This is a genomic window from Acidiphilium iwatense, assembly GCF_021556475.1.
GTDB classification, from domain to species: Bacteria; Pseudomonadota; Alphaproteobacteria; order Acetobacterales; family Acetobacteraceae; genus Acidiphilium; species Acidiphilium iwatense.
In genome coordinates, this window is record NZ_JAKGBZ010000028.1 from 1 (window position 1) to 16,530 (window position 16,530).

A 16,530-nucleotide genomic window follows, 5' to 3' on the forward strand; every position below is an offset into this window, starting at 1 on the left:
TCGTGCGCACGACCCTCGCTTACGCCCATCTCTCGAGCTATCTGCCCGGCTTCGGCTACGGCACGAGCGGGAACAAATCCGGCATGTTCGCGGGTATTCTGGAAGCGGGTTTTCTGTTTTGATCCCGATCCGACAAAAGGCGGGGGATCTTGCGGCGTGGCGGAGTGAAGCGGCATGATCGCGAGGCGTGCCGCTTTCATCGCCGGCACGGCGTGGCCGCAAGCTGGCGCCGAGACCTTCGAGGATCGTAACCCGGCGACCGGCGACGTGCTGGCGGTCGTCGAGGTTGCGAACTCGGACATTGTCGATCGCGCCGTCGAAGCGGCGGGCGAAGCCCAGGCGTCCTGGGCGGCGGCGACCGGTGCTGAACGCGGGCGCGTGCTGCTGCGCGCCGCGGCTTTGCTCAGAGCGCGCCTCAAGGATCTCGCACGGATCGAGACGCTCGATACCGGCCGGCCGATTCAGGAAACCGAAGCAGTGGATATCGTTTCGGGAGCCGAATGCCTGGAATATTTCGGCGGATTGGCGGCGACGATCGCCGGCGAGTTCGTCGATCTCGGTAAAACCGCTTTCGGCTACACGCGCCGGGAGCCGATCGGCGTGGTCGCCGCGATCGGCGCCTGGAACTATCCGCTGCAGATCGCTTGCTGGAAGGCGGCGCCCGCGCTCGCCTGCGGCAATGCGATCATCTTCAAGCCGGCGCCGCAAACGCCGCTCACCGCGCTGGAACTCGCGGCCATTTTCAAGGAAGCGGGTCTTCCTGACGGCCTGTTCAACGTGGTCAACGGTTTCACCGAAACCGGGCGGTTGCTGGTCCTGCATCCGAAAATTCGAAAAATTTCGCTGACCGGATCGGTGCCGACCGGAAAGGCGGTGGCGATGGCGGCGGCGGCGACGCTCAAACGCGTCAGCCTCGAACTCGGCGGCAAGTCGCCATTGATTGTCTGCGAGGATGCGGATATCGACAGTGCGGTTTCCGGCGCGATGCTCGGCAATTTCTACTCCGCCGGCGAGATCTGCTCGAACGGCACGCGGGTATTCGTGCATCGCCGGGTTTATGACCGATTTCTCGATGCGGTGAAAACCCGGACGCAGCGCCTTACGATCGGCGATCCGCTCGATCCGCGAACCCAGATCGGGTCGCTGATTTCGCCTGAGCATATGGACAAAGTGCTCTCTCATATCGAAGCGGGAAAAATGGGGGGCGCCGAACTTGTCGCGGGCGGCAATCGCCGGATGGACGGTGCTCTCGGGCGCGGCTGTTTCGTGGAGCCGACGATCTTCGCGCAATGTTCGGATGCGATGCCGATTGCGCAGGAAGAGATTTTCGGGCCGGTGATGGCGGTTTTCGAATTCGACACCGAGGACGAGGTGATCGCCCGCGCCAACGCGACGCCGTATGGCTTGTCCGCCGCCGTGTTCACCAGAGATCTCGCCCGCGCGCATCGCATGATCGCACGCCTGGAAGCGGGAACCTGCTGGATCAATCACTACAATGTCACGCCGATCGAGCTTCCCTTCGGTGGCATGAAGCAGTCGGGTTACGGCCGGGAAAATGGCAGGGCGGCGATCGAGCACTATACCGACGTCAAGAGCGTCTACGTGGCGTTGGCACCCGTCGAATCGCCGTACTAACGGCGGGTGAACGCCGGCTTCGGAGCATTGGACATGAGCGAGATGGAATTTGACTACGTCATCGTCGGCGCGGGATCGGCGGGGTGCGTTCTCGCGAACCGACTGACCGAGGATGGGCGCAGTTCGGTGCTGCTGCTCGAATTCGGCGGCTCGGATCGGTCGGTGTTCATCCAGATGCCGAGCGCGCTGTCGATTCCGATGAACATGCCTCGCTATGACTGGGGCTATCACAGCGAGCCCGAGCCGCATCTCGACAATCGGCGGATGCACACACCGCGCGGCAAGGTGCTCGGCGGGTCATCCTCGATCAACGGGCTTGTCTATATTCGCGGCAACGCCTTCGATTTCGAGCACTGGGCCGAGTTGGGCGCGCGCGGCTGGGCCTATCGCGACGTGCTGCCTTATTTCAAGCGCGCCGAGACACGGGACGAAGGCGGCGATCTCTATCGCGGCGCCGACGGCCCGTTGCATACGCGCTACGGCACACTCGGCAACCCGCTTTACCATGCCTTCATCGAAGCCGGAAAGCAGGCGGGCTATCCGGTCACCTCGGACGTGAACGGCTATCAACAGGAAGGTTTCGGCCGGATGGACATGACGGTTCATCGCGGCCGGCGCTGGAGCGCGGCGAACGCCTATCTGAAACCGGCACTCGCGCGGCGAAATCTCACGGTTCACACCAACAGCCTAGTGTCGCGCGTCGTGTTCGAGGACAGGACGGCGGTGGGTGTCGCGTATCGCCGGGGTGGGCGCGACGTTAACGCGCGCGCGCGCCGCGAGGTGATTCTCGCCGCCGGGGCGATCAATTCGCCGAAACTGCTGAAATTGTCGGGGGTCGGGCCATGCGAAGAACTGCGTGCGCTCGGGATCGATGTGGTGGCCGACCGGCAAGGCGTCGGCGCCAATCTGCAGGATCATCTCGAATTCTATTTCCAGGTCGGCTGCACCCAGCCGATCACGCTGTATTCCAAGATGGACCCGGTCTCGAAGGCTCGGATCGGGTTGCGCTGGCTGCTCGCCCATGATGGCCTCGGCGCCACCAACCATTTCGAGAGCTGCGGTTTCATCCGTTCGCGGCCGGGTGTCGAATATCCCGACATCCAGTACCATTTCCTGCCGATCGCGATCCGCTACGATGGCAAATCCATCGCCTCCCAACACGGGTTTCAGGCCCATGTCGGGCCGATGCGGTCGAAAAGCCGCGGCTTCGTGCGCCTCGCTTCGGCCGATCCCGTGGCGGCGCCGAAAATTTCGTTCAACTACATGAGCGATCCCGACGACTGGGCGGATATGCGCGCCTGCGTGCGGCTGACCCGCGAAATTTTCGCGCAGCCCGCCTTCGCGCCGTATCGCGGTGAGGAAATCGCGCCCGGCGCTTCGGTGACTAGCGACGACGCGATCGACGCGTTCATCCGCCGGAGCGTGGAAAGCGCTTATCATCCATGCGGCACCTGCAAAATGGGCGATCCCGACGATCCTATGACCGTGGTTGCGCCGGATACGCTCGTGATCGGGGTCGATCGTCTGAGGGTCGCGGATTCCTCGATCATGCCGCGGATCACCAACGGCAATCTCAATGCCCCGACCATCATGATCGGCGAAAAGGCGGCGGATCATATCCTGGGCGGGCCGTTGCTGCCACCGAGCAATGCGCCGTTTTATACGGCAGCGGATTGGGCGATAGCGCAGCGCTGACCTGTCGGAAATATTCAAGCCGTGCGCCGGGTGCGTGCGTGCGGCAAATCCGCGCCGGTGGCATCATCCGATCAATTGGAGGAATCCCCAGATGCAGCGGTTTTCTGCTTTCGCGCTGATCCGGCAAGCGCTCAACGGTCAGAAGGGCTGGGATCGGCAATGGCGCGACCCCGAACCCAAGCCTGCCTACGACGCGATCATCGTCGGCGGCGGCGCACACGGTCTCGGCACCGCCTATTACCTTGCCAGGGAGCACGGCATCCGCAACGTCGCGGTGCTGGAAAAGGGCTGGATCGGCGGCGGCAATACCGGGCGCAACACCACGATCATCCGCTCGAACTATCTGTTCGACGAAAGCGCCGCGCTCTACGATCACGCCCTGAAGCTTTGGGAGCGCATGTCCCAGGACCTGAACTACAACGTCATGTTCTCGCAGCGCGGCGTGCTGATGCTCGCGCACAATGTGCATGACGAGCAGGTGTTCAAGCGTCATGTCCATTCCAACCGGCTGAACGGGGTTGATAACGAATGGCTGTCGGCCGCCGAGGCCAAGGCGTTCTGCCCGCCGCTGAACATCGCGCCGGGAATGCGCTATCCGGTGCTCGGGGCGGCATTGCAGCGGCGCGCCGGAACCGCGCGGCACGATGCGGTTGCCTGGGGCTATGCCCGTGCCGCGGATGCGCTCGGTGTCGATATCATCCAGAATTGCGAGGTCACCGGCATTGATCGCGACGCGGCCGGCAAGGTGACCGGAGTGCAGACCTCGCGCGGCGCGATCCGCACGAATCGACTCGGCATCGTCGCCGCCGGCAATACCTCGGTGCTGATGGCGATGGCCGGGCAGCGCATGCCGCTGGAGAGCTACCCGTTGCAGGCGCTGGTCTCCGAGCCGGTGAAGCCGATCGTGCCGTGCGTTATCATGTCAAACACGATCCACGCCTATATCAGCCAGTCCGACAAGGGCGAACTCGTTATCGGCGCCGGCACGGATGCATATATTTCCTACAGCCAGCGCGGTGCGATGCATATTTCGGCGCATACGCTGGAAGCGATCTGCGAGTTGTTCCCGATGTTCCGGCGGATGCGGATGCTGCGCAACTGGGGCGGCATCGTCGATGTCACGCCGGACCGCTCGCCGATCATCGCGAAGACCGAGGTGTCGGGGCTCTACGTCAATTGCGGCTGGGGCACCGGCGGCTTCAAGGCCACACCCGGCTCGGCCCATCTGTTCGCCTGGACCCTGGCGAAGGACGAGCCGCACCGGATCAACGCGCCGTTCAATCTCGGGCGCTTCCAGTCCGGCCGGCTGATCGATGAAGCCGCCGCCGCCGCCGTCGCCCACTAACGCCAAAGGTTGCCCGCCATGCTGCTGATCACCTGCCCGTTCTGCGGTCAACGCCCCGAGATCGAGTTCGCCTATGGCGGCGAAGCGCATATCGCGCGGGCGGCCGATCCGCGCGCCACCTCCGATGAGGCCTGGACCGAGTATCTCTACGTTCGCGGCAATGCCCGTGGCCTGCACGCCGAACGCTGGCGGCATATCCGCGGCTGCGGGCGGTTCTTCAACGCGCTGCGCGACACCGTGACCGATCATTTCGTCGCCACCTACAAAATGGGTGAGGCGCGGCCCGACCGGACCGAAGGAAAACAGCCATGAGTGAGGCGTTCCGGCTGCCGGATGGCGGGCGCGTCGATCGCGCGCAGCCGCTCTCCTTCACCTTCGACGGCAGGCGCTATGGCGGGCTCGCGGGCGATACGATTGCCTCGGCTTTGCTCGCGAACGGCGTTCATCTGGTCGGCCGCTCGTTCAAGTACCACCGGCCGCGCGGTATCGTTTCGGCGGGCGCGGAGGAGCCGAACGCGCTGGTCGGTGTCGGGCGGGACGAGGCGCATTACACGCCGAATCTGGTCGCGACCCAGATTTCGCTTTACGATGGCCTGAGCGCTGTTAGTCAGAATCGTTCGCCCTCGCTCGAACGCGATGCCGGCAGCATCAACGACCGGCTCTGGCGCTTCTTCCCGGCCGGTTTCTACTACAAGACCTTCATGTGGCCGCGCCGCGCCTGGACGCGGGTGTTCGAGCCGCGCATCCGGGCGATGGCGGGGCTCGGGCGCGCGCCGAAAGCGCCCGACGCGGCGCGCTATGCGCAGCGCTACGCGCATTGCGACGTGCTGGTGATCGGCGCGGGACCAGCGGGCCTCGCCTCGGCGCTCGCCGCCGCGGAAGCCGGCGCGCGGGTCATTATCTGCGACGAACAATCCGAGCTTGGCGGCTCGCTGCTCGCCGAAACCGAGGCGCGGATCGACGGGCTCGCGGCGCAGGACTGGCTGGCGGCGACTCTCGCGCGGCTCGGCGCGTTCGATCGGGTGACGGTTCTGCCGCGCACCATCGCATTCGGCTATTTTCCGCACAACATGGTCGGGCTCGCGCAGGATTTGACCGGCTATCAGGGCGAACCGGACGACGCGGCGCCGCGCGGCCGGCTCTGGCAGGTGCGGGCGAAGCAGGTGGTGATCGCGGCCGGTGCGATCGAGCGGCCGCTGGTGTTCCCGGACAATGACCGGCCGGGAATCATGCTCGCCGACTCTGCGCGGATTTATGTCGAGCGCTATGCGGTGAAACCGGGCCGCCGCGCGGTGATTTTCACCGCGCATGACGAAGCCTATCGCGCGGCGCTGGCGCTGCATCGGGCGGGAGTCGAGATCGCGGCGATCGCCGATCTCCGGGGGGCGCCGGAGGGTGCGTGGATCGATGCGGCGCGTGCCGCCGGATTGCCGGTCCGGCCAGCGACGACGATCAGCGGCACCGACGGCCAGCTCCGGGTCAGCGCGGCTCATCTGGCGCCCATCGCCGACGGCAAGGTTGGCCGCGCCGAGCGGATCGAGTGCGATCTCGTGCTGATGTCGGGCGGGTTCACCCCGAGCGTGCACCTGTTTTCGCAAAGCCGGGGCAAATTGCGCTTCGATCCCGCGCTCGAGGCTTTCGTGCCCGGTGCGCCGGCGGAAGCGTCGCTCATGGCGGGCGCGTCGGCCGGGGCACAGACGCTCGAAGCAACGCTCGCGACAGGATACGATGCCGGCGATCAGGCGGCGGGCGTGAGCGGGACGGCGCAGGTGCGCCACTTCGCGGTCGAAGCCGCGCCGCTCTCGCGCGGCGGATTTCTGGGCGCCGTGCCGCATGGGCGCGATCCGGCTTCGGTGCGCGCCTTCGTCGATTTCCAGAACGACGTCACCGCGAAGGACATCAAGCTCGCACTCGCTGAAGGATTCCGCTCGATCGAGCACGTCAAGCGCTACACCACGACCGGCATGGCGACCGATCAGGGCAAGACCTCGAACATGAACGCGCTCGGCATCGTGTCGGAAACCCTTGGCCGGCCGATTCCCGAGATCGGCACGACGACGTTTCGCATGCCCTACACGCCGGTGCCGTTCGGCTATTTCGCCGGCTATGCGCGCGGCGAATTATTCGAGCCGGTGCGCGAAACGCCGATCCATGGCTGGGCCGCCGAACGGGGTGCGGTGTTCGAGGATGTCGGCCAGTGGAAGCGGGCGCGCTATTTTCCTGAGCCGGGCGAGGATATGCGCGCGGCGGTCGCCCGCGAATGCCGGGCGGTGCGCGAAGCGGTGGGCATTTTCGATGCGTCCACCTTGGGCAAAATCGAAATCGTCGGGCCGGATGCCGCCGAGTTTCTCAATCGCCTGTACGTCAATGCCTGGACCAAGCTGAAGCCCGGAAGGTTGCGCTATGGCGTGCTGCTGCGCGAGGACGGCTTCATCGTCGATGATGGCGTGGTCGGGCGGATCGCCGAGGATCGGTTCCACGTCACCACCACGACCGGCGGTGCGCCGCGCGTGCTGGCGACGATGGAGGATTATCTGCAGACCGAGTGGCCGGACCTCAACGTCTGGCTCACCTCGACCACCGAGCAATGGGCGGTGATCGCGGTGCAGGGGCCGAAAGCGCGCGACGTGCTGGCGCCCCTGGTCGAGGGCGCGGATATCTCGGCGGCTTCGATGCCGCATATGAGCGTCGCCGAATGCCGGGTTGCCGGCGTCCCGGCGCGGCTGTTCCGGGTCAGCTTCACCGGCGAACTTGGCTTCGAGGTCAATGTGCCCGCCGAGTATGGCCGCGCGGTGTGGGAAACCATTTTCGCGGCGGGCCAGCCGCACGGCGTGGTTCCCTACGGCACTGAAACGATGCACGTGCTGCGCGCCGAGAAGGGCTACATTATCGTCGGCCAGGAGACCGACGGCACGGCGACGCCGGAGGATGTCGGGCTCGGCTGGGCGATCGGCAAGGCGAAGCCGGATTTCGTCGGCAAGCGCGCGCTCGCCCGCGCCGGCATGGCCGCACAGGACGACCGCAAGCAACTGGTCGGCGTGCTGACCGAGGAGCCCGGTTTCGTGCTGGAGGAGGGCGCGCATCTGGTGGCCGATCCGGCCCAGAAGCCGCCGATGACCATGCTCGGCCACGTCACCTCCTCCTATTGGAGCGCGAAGCTCAACCGCTCGATCGCGCTGGCGATGGTGCGAAGCGGCCGCGACCGGCTCGGCGAGACGCTGCACGTTCCGCTGGCCGATCGCACCGTCCGGGTGACGCTCACCGAACCCGTGTTCTACGACCCCGAAGGGAGCCGTCTCGATGGCTGATGTCGCGATGACGATGACGCCGGTGCGCCGTGCGCCGCTCGACGGCCTTGCCGGCGATCCCCGCGCGCGCTGGGCGGTGCCGATGGCACGCTTTTCGCTCCGCCTGCCCGAGGCGGCGATCGGCGCCGCGTCCGCATCGCTCGGGCTCGATCTCGCGGGGCCGATCAATAATGTCGCCGAGCGGGAGGGTTGCGCGATCCTCAGGCTTGGCCCCGACGAATGGCTGGTGCTCGCCAACGATGCCGACTCCGCCGCGATCGCCGCGGCGCTCGATCGGGGAATGCCGGACCGGCGGTTTTCGCTGGTCGATATCGGCCACCGCCAGACCGGAATCGTGCTCGACGGCGCGGACGCGGCCGATATGCTCAGCGCCGGCTGCCCGCTCGATCTCGACCTTGCCGCCTTCCCGGTCGGCATGGCGACGCGCACCATATTCGCCAAGGCCGAAATCGTGCTATGGCGAACCGCACCCACGCGGTTCCACATCGAGGTCTGGGGCTCCTTCGCGCCCTATGTCTGGGCGCTTCTCAAGGAGATCGGCCGGGAGTATCCGGTCATGGAGAATACACCCTGACATGATGATCAGCATATTCGACCTGTTCAAGATCGGCATCGGGCCGTCCTCCTCGCATACCATTGGGCCGATGCGGGCGGCTTGGCTGTTCGCCGCGCGGCTGACCAAGGATGGCTCCGCCGACCGAGTAACCCAAATCCGTGTCGACCTGTTCGGCTCGCTGGCCTGGACCGGCAAGGGCCACGGCACCGACAAGGCGGTGATCCTCGGGCTCGCCGGCGAGGCGCCCGAAACCGTCGATCCCGATCAGGCCGACCGGATCGTCGCCGAGGTCGCGACGCAGGGGCGGTTCGCCCTCGCGGGACGGCACGACCTCGCCTTCGCGCCGGCGAGCGATATCGTCTTCGACCGGGAATCGCCGACGCCGCGCCATCCGAACACGCTGGCTTTCACCGCCTTCGACGCGGCGGGCGCGGTGCTCGCCGCCGAGCGCTGGTGCTCGGTCGGCGGCGGGTTCGTGGTGCGCGAGGATGCGCCGGCCGATCTCGGCGCGATCACCGATCCGGTGCCCTACCCCTTCGCCAATGCCGTCGATCTGCTCCGGCTCGGTGGCGACACCGGCCTGTCAATCGCGGCAATCGTGCGGGCGAACGAATTTTCCCTCCGCCCCGAGGCCGAGGTGTTGGCTCATGTCGACCGGGTCATCGAGACGATGATGGCGGGGATCGATCGCGGAATGCGCAACGACGGCGAATTGCCGGGCGGCCTCAAGGTGAAGCGCCGCGCCAAGGCGCTCCGGGTCCAGCTCGACAGCGATACCAGCCGCAACGATCTCGCGCCGCACGAAAAAATGGACTGGGTCAGCCTGTTCGCGATGGCGGTGAACGAGGAGAACGCCGCCGGCGGCCGGGTTGTCACCGCGCCGACCAACGGCGCGGCCGGGGTGATCCCGGCGGTGCTGCGCTACTACCGCGATTTCTGCCCTGATGCGACGCATGACGGGATGCGAACCTTCCTGCTCACCGCGACCGCGATCGGCGGGCTGTTCAAGACCAATGCCTCGATTTCCGGCGCCGAGGTCGGCTGCCAGGGCGAGGTTGGCGTTGCCGCCTCGATGGCGGCGGCGGGGCTCGCGGCGGCGCGGGGCGCTTCCAACGCGCAGGTCGAAAACGCGGCGGAAATCGCGATGGAGCACCATCTCGGCATGACCTGCGACCCGGTCGCCGGGCTGGTGCAGATTCCGTGCATCGAGCGCAACGCGTTCGGCGCGATCAAGGCGATCAGCGCGGCCTCGCTCGCCGCGCGCGGCGACGGTTCGCACCGTGTGTCGCTCGATCAGGTGATCGCGACGATGCGCCAGACCGGCGCCGACATGAACACGAAATACAAGGAAACCTCGCAGGGCGGGCTGGCGGCGAATTTCATCGAGTGTTGAGAGCCCGCCTGGAAATTCTACTCCGGCGGCGATCCGGCGGCGTTTTGCTGCACTCCGGTGCTCACGCACCGCACGTGCGCTCCGCCCCGGTGCTCGCGAAACACCGCCGCCTCACTCACCGGAGCGAATTTCCAAACAGGCTCTGGGTGCAACTACGGGAAAGCGTGATCCAGCTCATCGTAATGGCGGAAAATCCCGTCCTGGTTGAAGGGAATCCGCCGCTCGGAGGCCAGATAGGCCACGATCCGGGGCCGCGCGCTCACCCGCTCGGCGAGTGAGGCGACCAGCCGGTATTTCGGCAGGATTTTTCCCATTGTGCGCGGGAACGCGTATTGCAGGCCGACAACGACCTGGAACAGCGAAAGATCAGCATAGGAGATCGCCGCACCGGTCAGATAATGCCGGGGATTGTCGCGATTTTCCAGAATCCGCTCGAAATAGGCGAGAAATTTCGGCGCGCGGCTGGCCAGGAAATCGGCGCTGCGCCGGGCCGCTTCGTCGCGCTGATCGTGATAATACAGGCCGCTCGCCACCGGGTGGTGGGTGTCGTGGATCTCGGCAACCAGATCCGCGATGGTGAGCTGGAGCTGATGCACCCAGAGCCGGCCGGAGGCGGTTGCCGGCGCAAGGCCGTGCTGCTCACCGAGATACAGCAGGATGTTGGCGGTCTGGCCGATCAGCAGCCGCCCGGCCTTCAGGAACGGCGGCGCGAACGAGGCGTGGGGCGTTGTCCTGCCGTCCAGCAGGCGCTGCATCGCCGCCATCCCACCGTCACCGCGCGCGACATCGTCGTAGTCGGCCCCAATTTCCTCAAGCGCCAGCCGTACGAACTCGCCGCGCCCCTGGATCGTCGGCCAATAGTATAATTCGTAGCGCATGGACGCGACATGGGGGCGCGTCCGCGGCAATGCTACGGGTCGCGTTGCTCTTTTCGATCATCGGTCAGAACCGCCAGCGCAGCACCTGCCGCCGCCTCGCTCGGGGTCGCGCCATTCGGTGCGGCGAGCAGCGCCAGTGCCTCGGCAAAGCCGGCGCGCTGCGCTGATGCGCTCGCCGGATCAGCCAATAGCGTGTTGATGGTGGCGGCGAGGGTATCCGGCGCGCAATCGCGTTGCAGCAGTTCGGGAACCAGCGCGCGCCCGGCCAGAAGATTGACCATCGCCACGTGCGGCACGGTAATCAGCCGCCGCGCCAGCGCCGCGCTGATCGGGTTGACCCGGTAGGTCACCGCCATCGGCACGCCGGCCAGCGCCAGTTCCAGAGTCGAGGTGCCGGATTTGGTCAGCGCCGCCGAAGCCCCCGCGAAAGCGTCGTAACGGGTGGCGGGATCGGTCACGATCACCGGCTTGATCGGCCAGGAATCGGCCACGGCGGAGAGTTCCGGAGCGATCGCCGGTGCGGCGGCGAGTACCGGCACCAGGTCTGGATGCGCGGGCGCGAGTCTTGCCACGGTTTCGCGGAACACCGGCATCAGCCGGCGCGTTTCGGTCAGCCGGCTGCCCGGCATCAGGATGAGCGGGCGAGCCGAAGCGTCGAGCCCGAACCGCGCGCGGAACCGCGCCGCATCGCCCGATCCGGCACCCGAGTCCAGCACCGGATGGCCGACAAATTGGGGGTTCAGCCCGTGCGGCGCGAAAAACGCTGGCTCGAACGGCAACAGGCACAGAAGCCGGTCCCACAGGCCGGGAAAATGCCTCACCCGGCCCGGCCGCCACGCCCAGACCTGGGGTGCCACGTAATGCACGCGCCTGATCCCGAGCCCGCCGATCCGGCGCAGCAGCCGGAGGGTGAAGCCGGGGCTGTCGATGGTGATGACCAGATCGGGGCGTCGCATCGTGATGTCCGCGACCGCCTGATCGAGCCGCGCCCGCAGTTTCAGCACGCGCGGCAGGATTTCTGCGAGCCCCATCACCGCCAGATCCTGCATCGGGAACAGGGTTTCGAGTCCCTGTTCCGCCATCCGCGCGCCGCCGATTCCGGCGATGTCGATACGCGGACGAAGGCGCCGCAGCGCCGCGATCAGCCGGCCACCCAGAACGTCGCCGCTCGCCTCGCCGGCGACGAGATAGACCAATCTCACCGAAGCGCTGCCACATCGGCGGGTGCGGGATTGTCCGGCCAGTCGGTGCGGTTGCGCACGGCCGGGTCGGCCCGAGTCGCGACGAGCCGGTCACGGTCGATCGTGGCAAAAACCAGATCTGGCGCGTCGAGAACGCCGCTCGCGATCACCCCGTCCGCCGGGAAACCGCGATCGATCGGGCCGAAGGCGCCGGCGAAGCCCCGGTTCTCATCGACCGTGGCGGACCATGGCGCGGCGCCGGTGGTGGGCGCGACGGCGGTATAGCACTGGTTTTCCAGGGCGCGCGCGCGGGCGGAGCAGAACACCCGGTTGAACCCGTGCAGCGTGTCGGTACAGGAGGGGACCAGAATAAGATCCGCCCCAGCGAGCGCTTGCGCACGCACCAGCCAGGGAAACTCCGAATCGTAGCAGATCGCGACGCCGATCCGCCCGAAATCGGTCTCGAACACACGAGGCGGCGCGCCGGCCGCGATGCCCCATTGCTCGCTCTCGAACCGGGTCATCACCCGCTTGTCCTGAAAGCCGATCTTTCCGTCACCGTCGATCAGCGGCGCACGGTTGCGGATGCGGCCATTGTCGTCGCGCATCGGCACCGTGCCGGCGAGAAGCAGAAGCCCAAAGCGGTGCGCGAGGGCGCGGAACCCGGCGATCAGCGCATCCGCCCGGCCGACCACGGCTTCGAGTTCGGCGGCGATATCGGGCTCGGCGACGAACCCGCCGGCCAGGGCCATGCTGGTATATTCCGGCAGGACCAGAAGATCGGCGCCGCCCGCCTTGGCCTCGGCCAGCAGCGCCTCGATCCCGGCGAGGAAATCATCAAGGCCGCGCGGCCGGCCGATCCGATAGGGCGCCAGCGCCAGGCGCAAGGCGGTCAAGATGGGGTCTCCCGCAGCCGCTTCATCCAGACCTGGAGCGCGTTTTCGGCCTCGCGATCCTGGCCGATTTCCCGCCAGCGCATCCGGCAGATCAGGCCGGGTCGCGGCGCAAAACCGCGTTTGCCCCAGAACGCGTCGAGCGGCACCGCTCCCGCCGGCCGGCGCGGATCGGCCGGATCGCGGATCACCCCGCAGAACGCAGCGAAACCGGCGTCGGACACCGCCATCGCATGGGCCTCGCGCGCCGCGAAAAACGCGACCCCGGCGCCATGCCCGCGCCAGGCCGGCAGCAGCACCGATTCGCCGAAATAGAACACCGAGCCGGGATCGATCCCGGCATTCCTGAACGGCGCCTGCATCGCCTCGGTTTCATCCACGAGCGGCAGGCAGGTCGAGGCGCCGACGATCGCATCGCCGTCCCGCGCCACGATGATCGCCGCCCGCGCACTCGCCGCATAGGTCGCGACATAGTTGCGCTCATAGGCCGCGTCGCCGGCGTAAAGATACGGCCAGTCGCGGAATACCGCGATGCGCAGCGCCACCAGCGTGTCGAGATGCGGCAGAATGGCGCCGCCGCGCAGCGTCTCGATCCGCAGGGGCGTGGCGCTCAACTGCCCTGCTTCGCGCCGGCCTGGGTCTGCGCGAGCATCGACCGGGCGCTTTGCATGAAGCGCGCGAGTGCGGCCTTCTTCGCGGCGAGCGACATGCCGGATTGCTCGGCGACCACCGGGCAATAGGCGGTGAGCAGATAGTTCGACGCCTGGTTGTCGGAAATCGCCGGATCGGTCTTGCGCAGCGCCGCCACCAGCATGCGTGCCCGGTTCGGCAAGGTGGCCGGGGTCGCGCCGCGCATGATCTGCATCCAGCCGGAGCCGGGGCCGATCAGCGTATCGGTCAGCAGCGGGCATTGCAGGCGGCGCGCGGCGGCCGAGGCGACCGGCGGCGGGTCGAGGAAGTCCGCATCCGCGACGGCGACATCATGCGGCGGCGCGGTCGCGCGCAGGGCCAGAACCTTGGCTGCGGTGGCGTCCGCGGCACCCGGATTGCTCCAGGCGGTGCGCACGTAGTTGGTCACGGCGGCGATCCGGTGGTCGTCCAATATCGAACCGAAGGCGGGCATCGCCGGGCCATTGGCGTGCCAGGGCGGCAGCCCCGCGAGAACCGCGCTGATCACGTCGTCCGGCGGTCCGCCCCAGGCGGCCTGATTGCCCTTGAGGTTCGGGAACACGCCCATGACGCCTTCGCCGCCCGGCTGATGGCAGGCGGCGCAATTCCGGGCATAGAGAGCGGCACCCTGCGCGATCGTCGCGTTCTTGGCCGATGCCTTGAACGCCGTGCGGCGCGGCGGGGTCGCGGTCTGCAGATAGGCGGCGAGATCTTCGATATCGGATTTCGGCAACTGGCTCAGGCTGTAATCCACCACCGCCTTCATCGGGCCGAACGCCGAACCCCGGCGCATATTGCCGCTATTGTGCAGATAGGCGACCAGATCGGCGCGATTCCAGCCGCCGATGCCATAGCGCTTCGACGAGGAAATGTTCGGCGCGAACCAGCTTTCGCCGACGATCTGCCCGCCCGCGAGCGTCTCGTCCGACTTGACCGCGAACAGCAGGTTGCGCGGCGAATGGCACTCGGTGCAATGCGCCAGCGCCTGGGCGATATAGGCACCATTGCGCACCGCCGGGCTCCAGCCCTTCGCGTAGTGCACCGGATGCGCGCGGAAGAACAGGATGCGCCAGCCGAGCAGCATGGCCCGGATGTTGAACGGGAACATCAGCTTGTTGGGAACGTGCGGCGCGTCGATCGCCGGGATGGCGTCGAGATACGCCTTGATCGCCAGCACATCCGGCTTCGAGAGCTTGGAATAGGACGTGTAGGGCATCGCCGGGTATAGGAATTTCGGGAACACCAGCAGCGAATGGCCGGGGGCCGTGCCGTAATGCAGCGCGTTCCAGAACTGCTTGCCGGTCCATTTGCCGATGCCGGTGGCTTTGTCCGGCGTGATGTTCGGCGAATACAGGGTGCCGAATGGGGTTACCACCGAAAGCCCGCCGGTGAAGGATTTGGCGCCCGGCGCGGTGTGGCAGGGCATGCAGTCCGCCGCCGTGGCGAGATATTCGCCGCGCTGAACCACCGCCGCCTGTTGCGGGCTCATCCCCTTGATGTCGGGCTTGGGCATCATCGGATAGGCGCCCGGCGAGGCTGCGATCGGCGCCGGCAGATAGGCCGATGACGCATCTCCGAACGCGAAATTGGCCCCGATCACCACCCCGAACAGGGAAACGAGTGCCGCCGCACCCCAGATCGGTCGCTTCAGCTTCGACAGCCTCGATCCAGCGTGGTTCGGCGCGGGCGGCGGGGAGTTCGACATCATCGACCTTCGGGCAAACGGTGAACGCGGCGCAATCGCGCCGTTGCAAAGGCTTAATTCGCCAATTTTGCCGCTTGATCAAGAGGCACGCCGCCGGCCAACGGCAACGCGGCTCTTCACAGGGGCGGATGATCTTGCTAGACGCGCTTCGGCGATCCGGTCGCCTGACCGCATCGCATCGGGAATGGGCGCATAGCTCAGTTGGTAGAGCAGCTGACTCTTAATCAGCGGGTCCAAGGTTCGAATCCTTGTGCGCCCACCATTCCAAATCAATGACTTAGCGTCCGGTTTCTTGTCGATCCGGCAGGCGATTCCAGTAGTGGGGTATCACTGGGGCATCGGCGGCGGGCGGTCAGCCTGATCCGCCGGGCGACATCGCGTTACAGGTCGCGCGGCTGCAAGCCGGTATGCTTCGCGATCCGCGCCATCATACGCTGGCCGATCTCATCGCCGTCAGGGAAAGCGAACACGTAATCGGGCCAGCCGGCGCGACTCAGCATGACGTGCGATCCGGTCGTGCGCTCGATCCGCCAGCCGATCCGTTCAAGGGCCGCCAGAACGCGCCGCGCCTTGGCCGCCGGCCATGCGCTCACGCGGCGGCGAAGAGCGGGGTGGCTTCTGCCGGCAGGGGTTCGCCGTGTTCGATCCGCTCGGCGAGGACGCGCAGCGCCAGCGCCTTGGCACGCCCTATGCGCGCGGGGCTAATCGGCCGCGATCGGCTGGTGGATGGCGAGCGGAACATGCGCGGCGGCGCAGGCGCGGAAGCTGTCATCGAGTTCGGGGCCGAGCAGCAGGATGGCGGCGAGGTGGCGGGCGGTTTCCATCACAGGGCGCACTTCATCGGGCGTGAGCGCACGGCCGATGATTCTGCGCTCGCGATAGGAGAGCCATTTCTTGATCACCTGATCGCCGCCGATATGGGTTTCCCAGACGCGTTCGAGGATGTTGGCCCAGTAGGTCGAGGAGTTGAGATGGATATCGCGTGTCGCCTCGCCGAGCAGGGCAGCCTGTGTCGCGGTTGCCGCTTCGGTCCCGGCATAAAGGCGGGATTTGACGCTGCCCTTGCCCGGCATGGTGACGCCCTTGTCGGTCCGGTTGCCCCAGCCGGCGGTGAGCGCGAAATCCTGCCCTTGCGGCACCGCGATGGCGGCGAGTTCCGGGCGGATTTTCCCTGTGTCACCCCTTCCACCGTTCCGCCGCACTCGGCGCGCAAATCGCCGCTCTGCTCGACCCGGATAGGCCGGTGGAAGGGGTGACACAGGGAAAATCCGC

14 protein-coding genes and 1 tRNA gene are annotated in these 16,530 nt (G+C 66.8%); 8 read left to right on the plus strand and 7 right to left on the minus strand.

Translation table 11 applies throughout. The annotated features are described in order from the left end of the window. Window positions 1-174 precede the first annotated feature (174 nt). From betB to L2A60_RS13455, 7 genes are all read left to right on the plus strand, one after another. Window positions 175-1,635 carry a betaine-aldehyde dehydrogenase gene (gene betB, locus L2A60_RS13425; RefSeq protein ID WP_235704929.1) on the plus strand — a complete coding sequence of 487 codons (1,461 nt, stop codon included), beginning with the start codon at window positions 175-177 and terminating at the stop codon, window positions 1,633-1,635. A 33-nt stretch (window positions 1,636-1,668) separates the two neighbouring features. After that, entirely contained in the window at window positions 1,669-3,330 is a 1,662-nt protein-coding gene (gene betA / locus L2A60_RS13430) for a choline dehydrogenase (RefSeq protein ID WP_235704930.1), read from the plus strand. 91 nt (window positions 3,331-3,421) lie between these two features. After that, window positions 3,422-4,675, plus strand: coding sequence for a sarcosine oxidase subunit beta family protein (locus L2A60_RS13435; protein WP_235704932.1), 1,254 nt, complete (start codon window positions 3,422-3,424; stop codon window positions 4,673-4,675). Between the two features lie 18 nt (window positions 4,676-4,693). Further along, window positions 4,694-4,987, plus strand: a complete 294-nt coding sequence (locus tag L2A60_RS13440) for a sarcosine oxidase subunit delta (protein WP_235704933.1) — start codon at window positions 4,694-4,696, stop codon at window positions 4,985-4,987. Then, the gene (locus tag L2A60_RS13445; RefSeq protein WP_235704934.1) at window positions 4,984-7,983 is read left to right on the plus strand and encodes a sarcosine oxidase subunit alpha family protein; all 3,000 of its coding nucleotides are present in this window, start codon (window positions 4,984-4,986) and stop codon (window positions 7,981-7,983) included. The genes L2A60_RS13440 and L2A60_RS13445 overlap by 4 nt, the downstream gene beginning before the upstream one ends. Further along, window positions 7,976-8,557, plus strand: a complete 582-nt coding sequence (locus tag L2A60_RS13450; protein ID WP_235704935.1) for a sarcosine oxidase subunit gamma — start codon at window positions 7,976-7,978, stop codon at window positions 8,555-8,557. Before L2A60_RS13445 ends, L2A60_RS13450 begins: the two co-directional genes overlap by 8 nt. Window positions 8,558-8,561: 4 nt before the next feature. Then, window positions 8,562-9,932: an L-serine ammonia-lyase gene (locus L2A60_RS13455; protein WP_235704972.1), complete on the plus strand. Its 1,371-nt coding sequence runs from the start codon at window positions 8,562-8,564 to the stop codon at window positions 9,930-9,932. Between the two features lie 152 nt (window positions 9,933-10,084). Here L2A60_RS13455 and L2A60_RS13460 read toward each other — a convergent pair whose 3' ends face one another. The 5 genes from L2A60_RS13460 to L2A60_RS13480 are packed head-to-tail and all read right to left on the minus strand — an operon-like array spanning window position 10,085 to window position 15,261. Continuing rightward, the gene (locus tag L2A60_RS13460; protein ID WP_235704936.1) at window positions 10,085-10,810 is read right to left on the minus strand and encodes a glutathione S-transferase; all 726 of its coding nucleotides are present in this window, start codon (window positions 10,808-10,810) and stop codon (window positions 10,085-10,087) included. A gap of 32 nt (window positions 10,811-10,842) precedes the next feature. Beyond that, entirely contained in the window at window positions 10,843-12,012 is a 1,170-nt protein-coding gene (gene lpxB / locus L2A60_RS13465; RefSeq protein WP_235704937.1) for a lipid-A-disaccharide synthase, read from the minus strand. Continuing rightward, window positions 12,009-12,887 (minus strand): carbon-nitrogen hydrolase family protein, encoded by an 879-nt coding sequence (locus L2A60_RS13470; protein ID WP_235704938.1) that lies wholly within the window; start codon window positions 12,885-12,887, stop codon window positions 12,009-12,011. The genes lpxB and L2A60_RS13470 overlap by 4 nt, the downstream gene beginning before the upstream one ends. Further along, window positions 12,884-13,450, minus strand: a complete 567-nt coding sequence (locus tag L2A60_RS13475) for a GNAT family N-acetyltransferase (RefSeq protein WP_235704973.1) — start codon at window positions 13,448-13,450, stop codon at window positions 12,884-12,886. Before L2A60_RS13475 ends, L2A60_RS13470 begins: the two co-directional genes overlap by 4 nt. A 44-nt stretch (window positions 13,451-13,494) precedes the next feature. After that, window positions 13,495-15,261, minus strand: a complete 1,767-nt coding sequence (locus tag L2A60_RS13480) for a c-type cytochrome (protein WP_235704939.1) — start codon at window positions 15,259-15,261, stop codon at window positions 13,495-13,497. Window positions 15,262-15,444: 183 nt separating this feature from the next. Here L2A60_RS13480 and L2A60_RS13485 point away from each other — a divergent pair. After that, window positions 15,445-15,520: transfer RNA gene (locus L2A60_RS13485), tRNA-Lys, on the plus strand. A gap of 118 nt (window positions 15,521-15,638) precedes the next feature. On the opposite strand, the gene L2A60_RS13490 is transcribed toward L2A60_RS13485, so the two are convergent. Both L2A60_RS13490 and L2A60_RS13495 read right to left on the minus strand, forming a co-directional pair. Beyond that, window positions 15,639-15,851, minus strand: a complete 213-nt coding sequence (locus tag L2A60_RS13490; RefSeq protein WP_235704940.1) for a type II toxin-antitoxin system HicA family toxin — start codon at window positions 15,849-15,851, stop codon at window positions 15,639-15,641. A 108-nt stretch (window positions 15,852-15,959) separates the two neighbouring features. Then, window positions 15,960-16,460, minus strand: a complete 501-nt coding sequence (locus tag L2A60_RS13495) for a type ISP restriction/modification enzyme (RefSeq protein WP_235704941.1) — start codon at window positions 16,458-16,460, stop codon at window positions 15,960-15,962. Between the last annotated feature and the right edge of the window lie 70 nt (window positions 16,461-16,530).

Coding starts and splice junctions, on each gene's coding strand:
- L2A60_RS13480 (WP_235704939.1), bottom strand. CDS start 15,261: ATGATGTCGAACTCCCCGCCGCCCGCGCCGAACCACGCTGGATCGAGG.
- L2A60_RS13460 (WP_235704936.1), bottom strand. CDS start 10,810: ATGCGCTACGAATTATACTATTGGCCGACGATCCAGGGGCGCGGCGAG.
- L2A60_RS13435 (WP_235704932.1), top strand. CDS start 3,422: ATGCAGCGGTTTTCTGCTTTCGCGCTGATCCGGCAAGCGCTCAACGGT.
- L2A60_RS13440 (WP_235704933.1), top strand. CDS start 4,694: ATGCTGCTGATCACCTGCCCGTTCTGCGGTCAACGCCCCGAGATCGAG.
- L2A60_RS13455 (WP_235704972.1), top strand. CDS start 8,562: ATGATCAGCATATTCGACCTGTTCAAGATCGGCATCGGGCCGTCCTCC.
- betA (WP_235704930.1), top strand. CDS start 1,669: ATGAGCGAGATGGAATTTGACTACGTCATCGTCGGCGCGGGATCGGCG.
- L2A60_RS13450 (WP_235704935.1), top strand. CDS start 7,976: ATGGCTGATGTCGCGATGACGATGACGCCGGTGCGCCGTGCGCCGCTC.
- betB (WP_235704929.1), top strand. CDS start 175: ATGATCGCGAGGCGTGCCGCTTTCATCGCCGGCACGGCGTGGCCGCAA.
- L2A60_RS13445 (WP_235704934.1), top strand. CDS start 4,984: ATGAGTGAGGCGTTCCGGCTGCCGGATGGCGGGCGCGTCGATCGCGCG.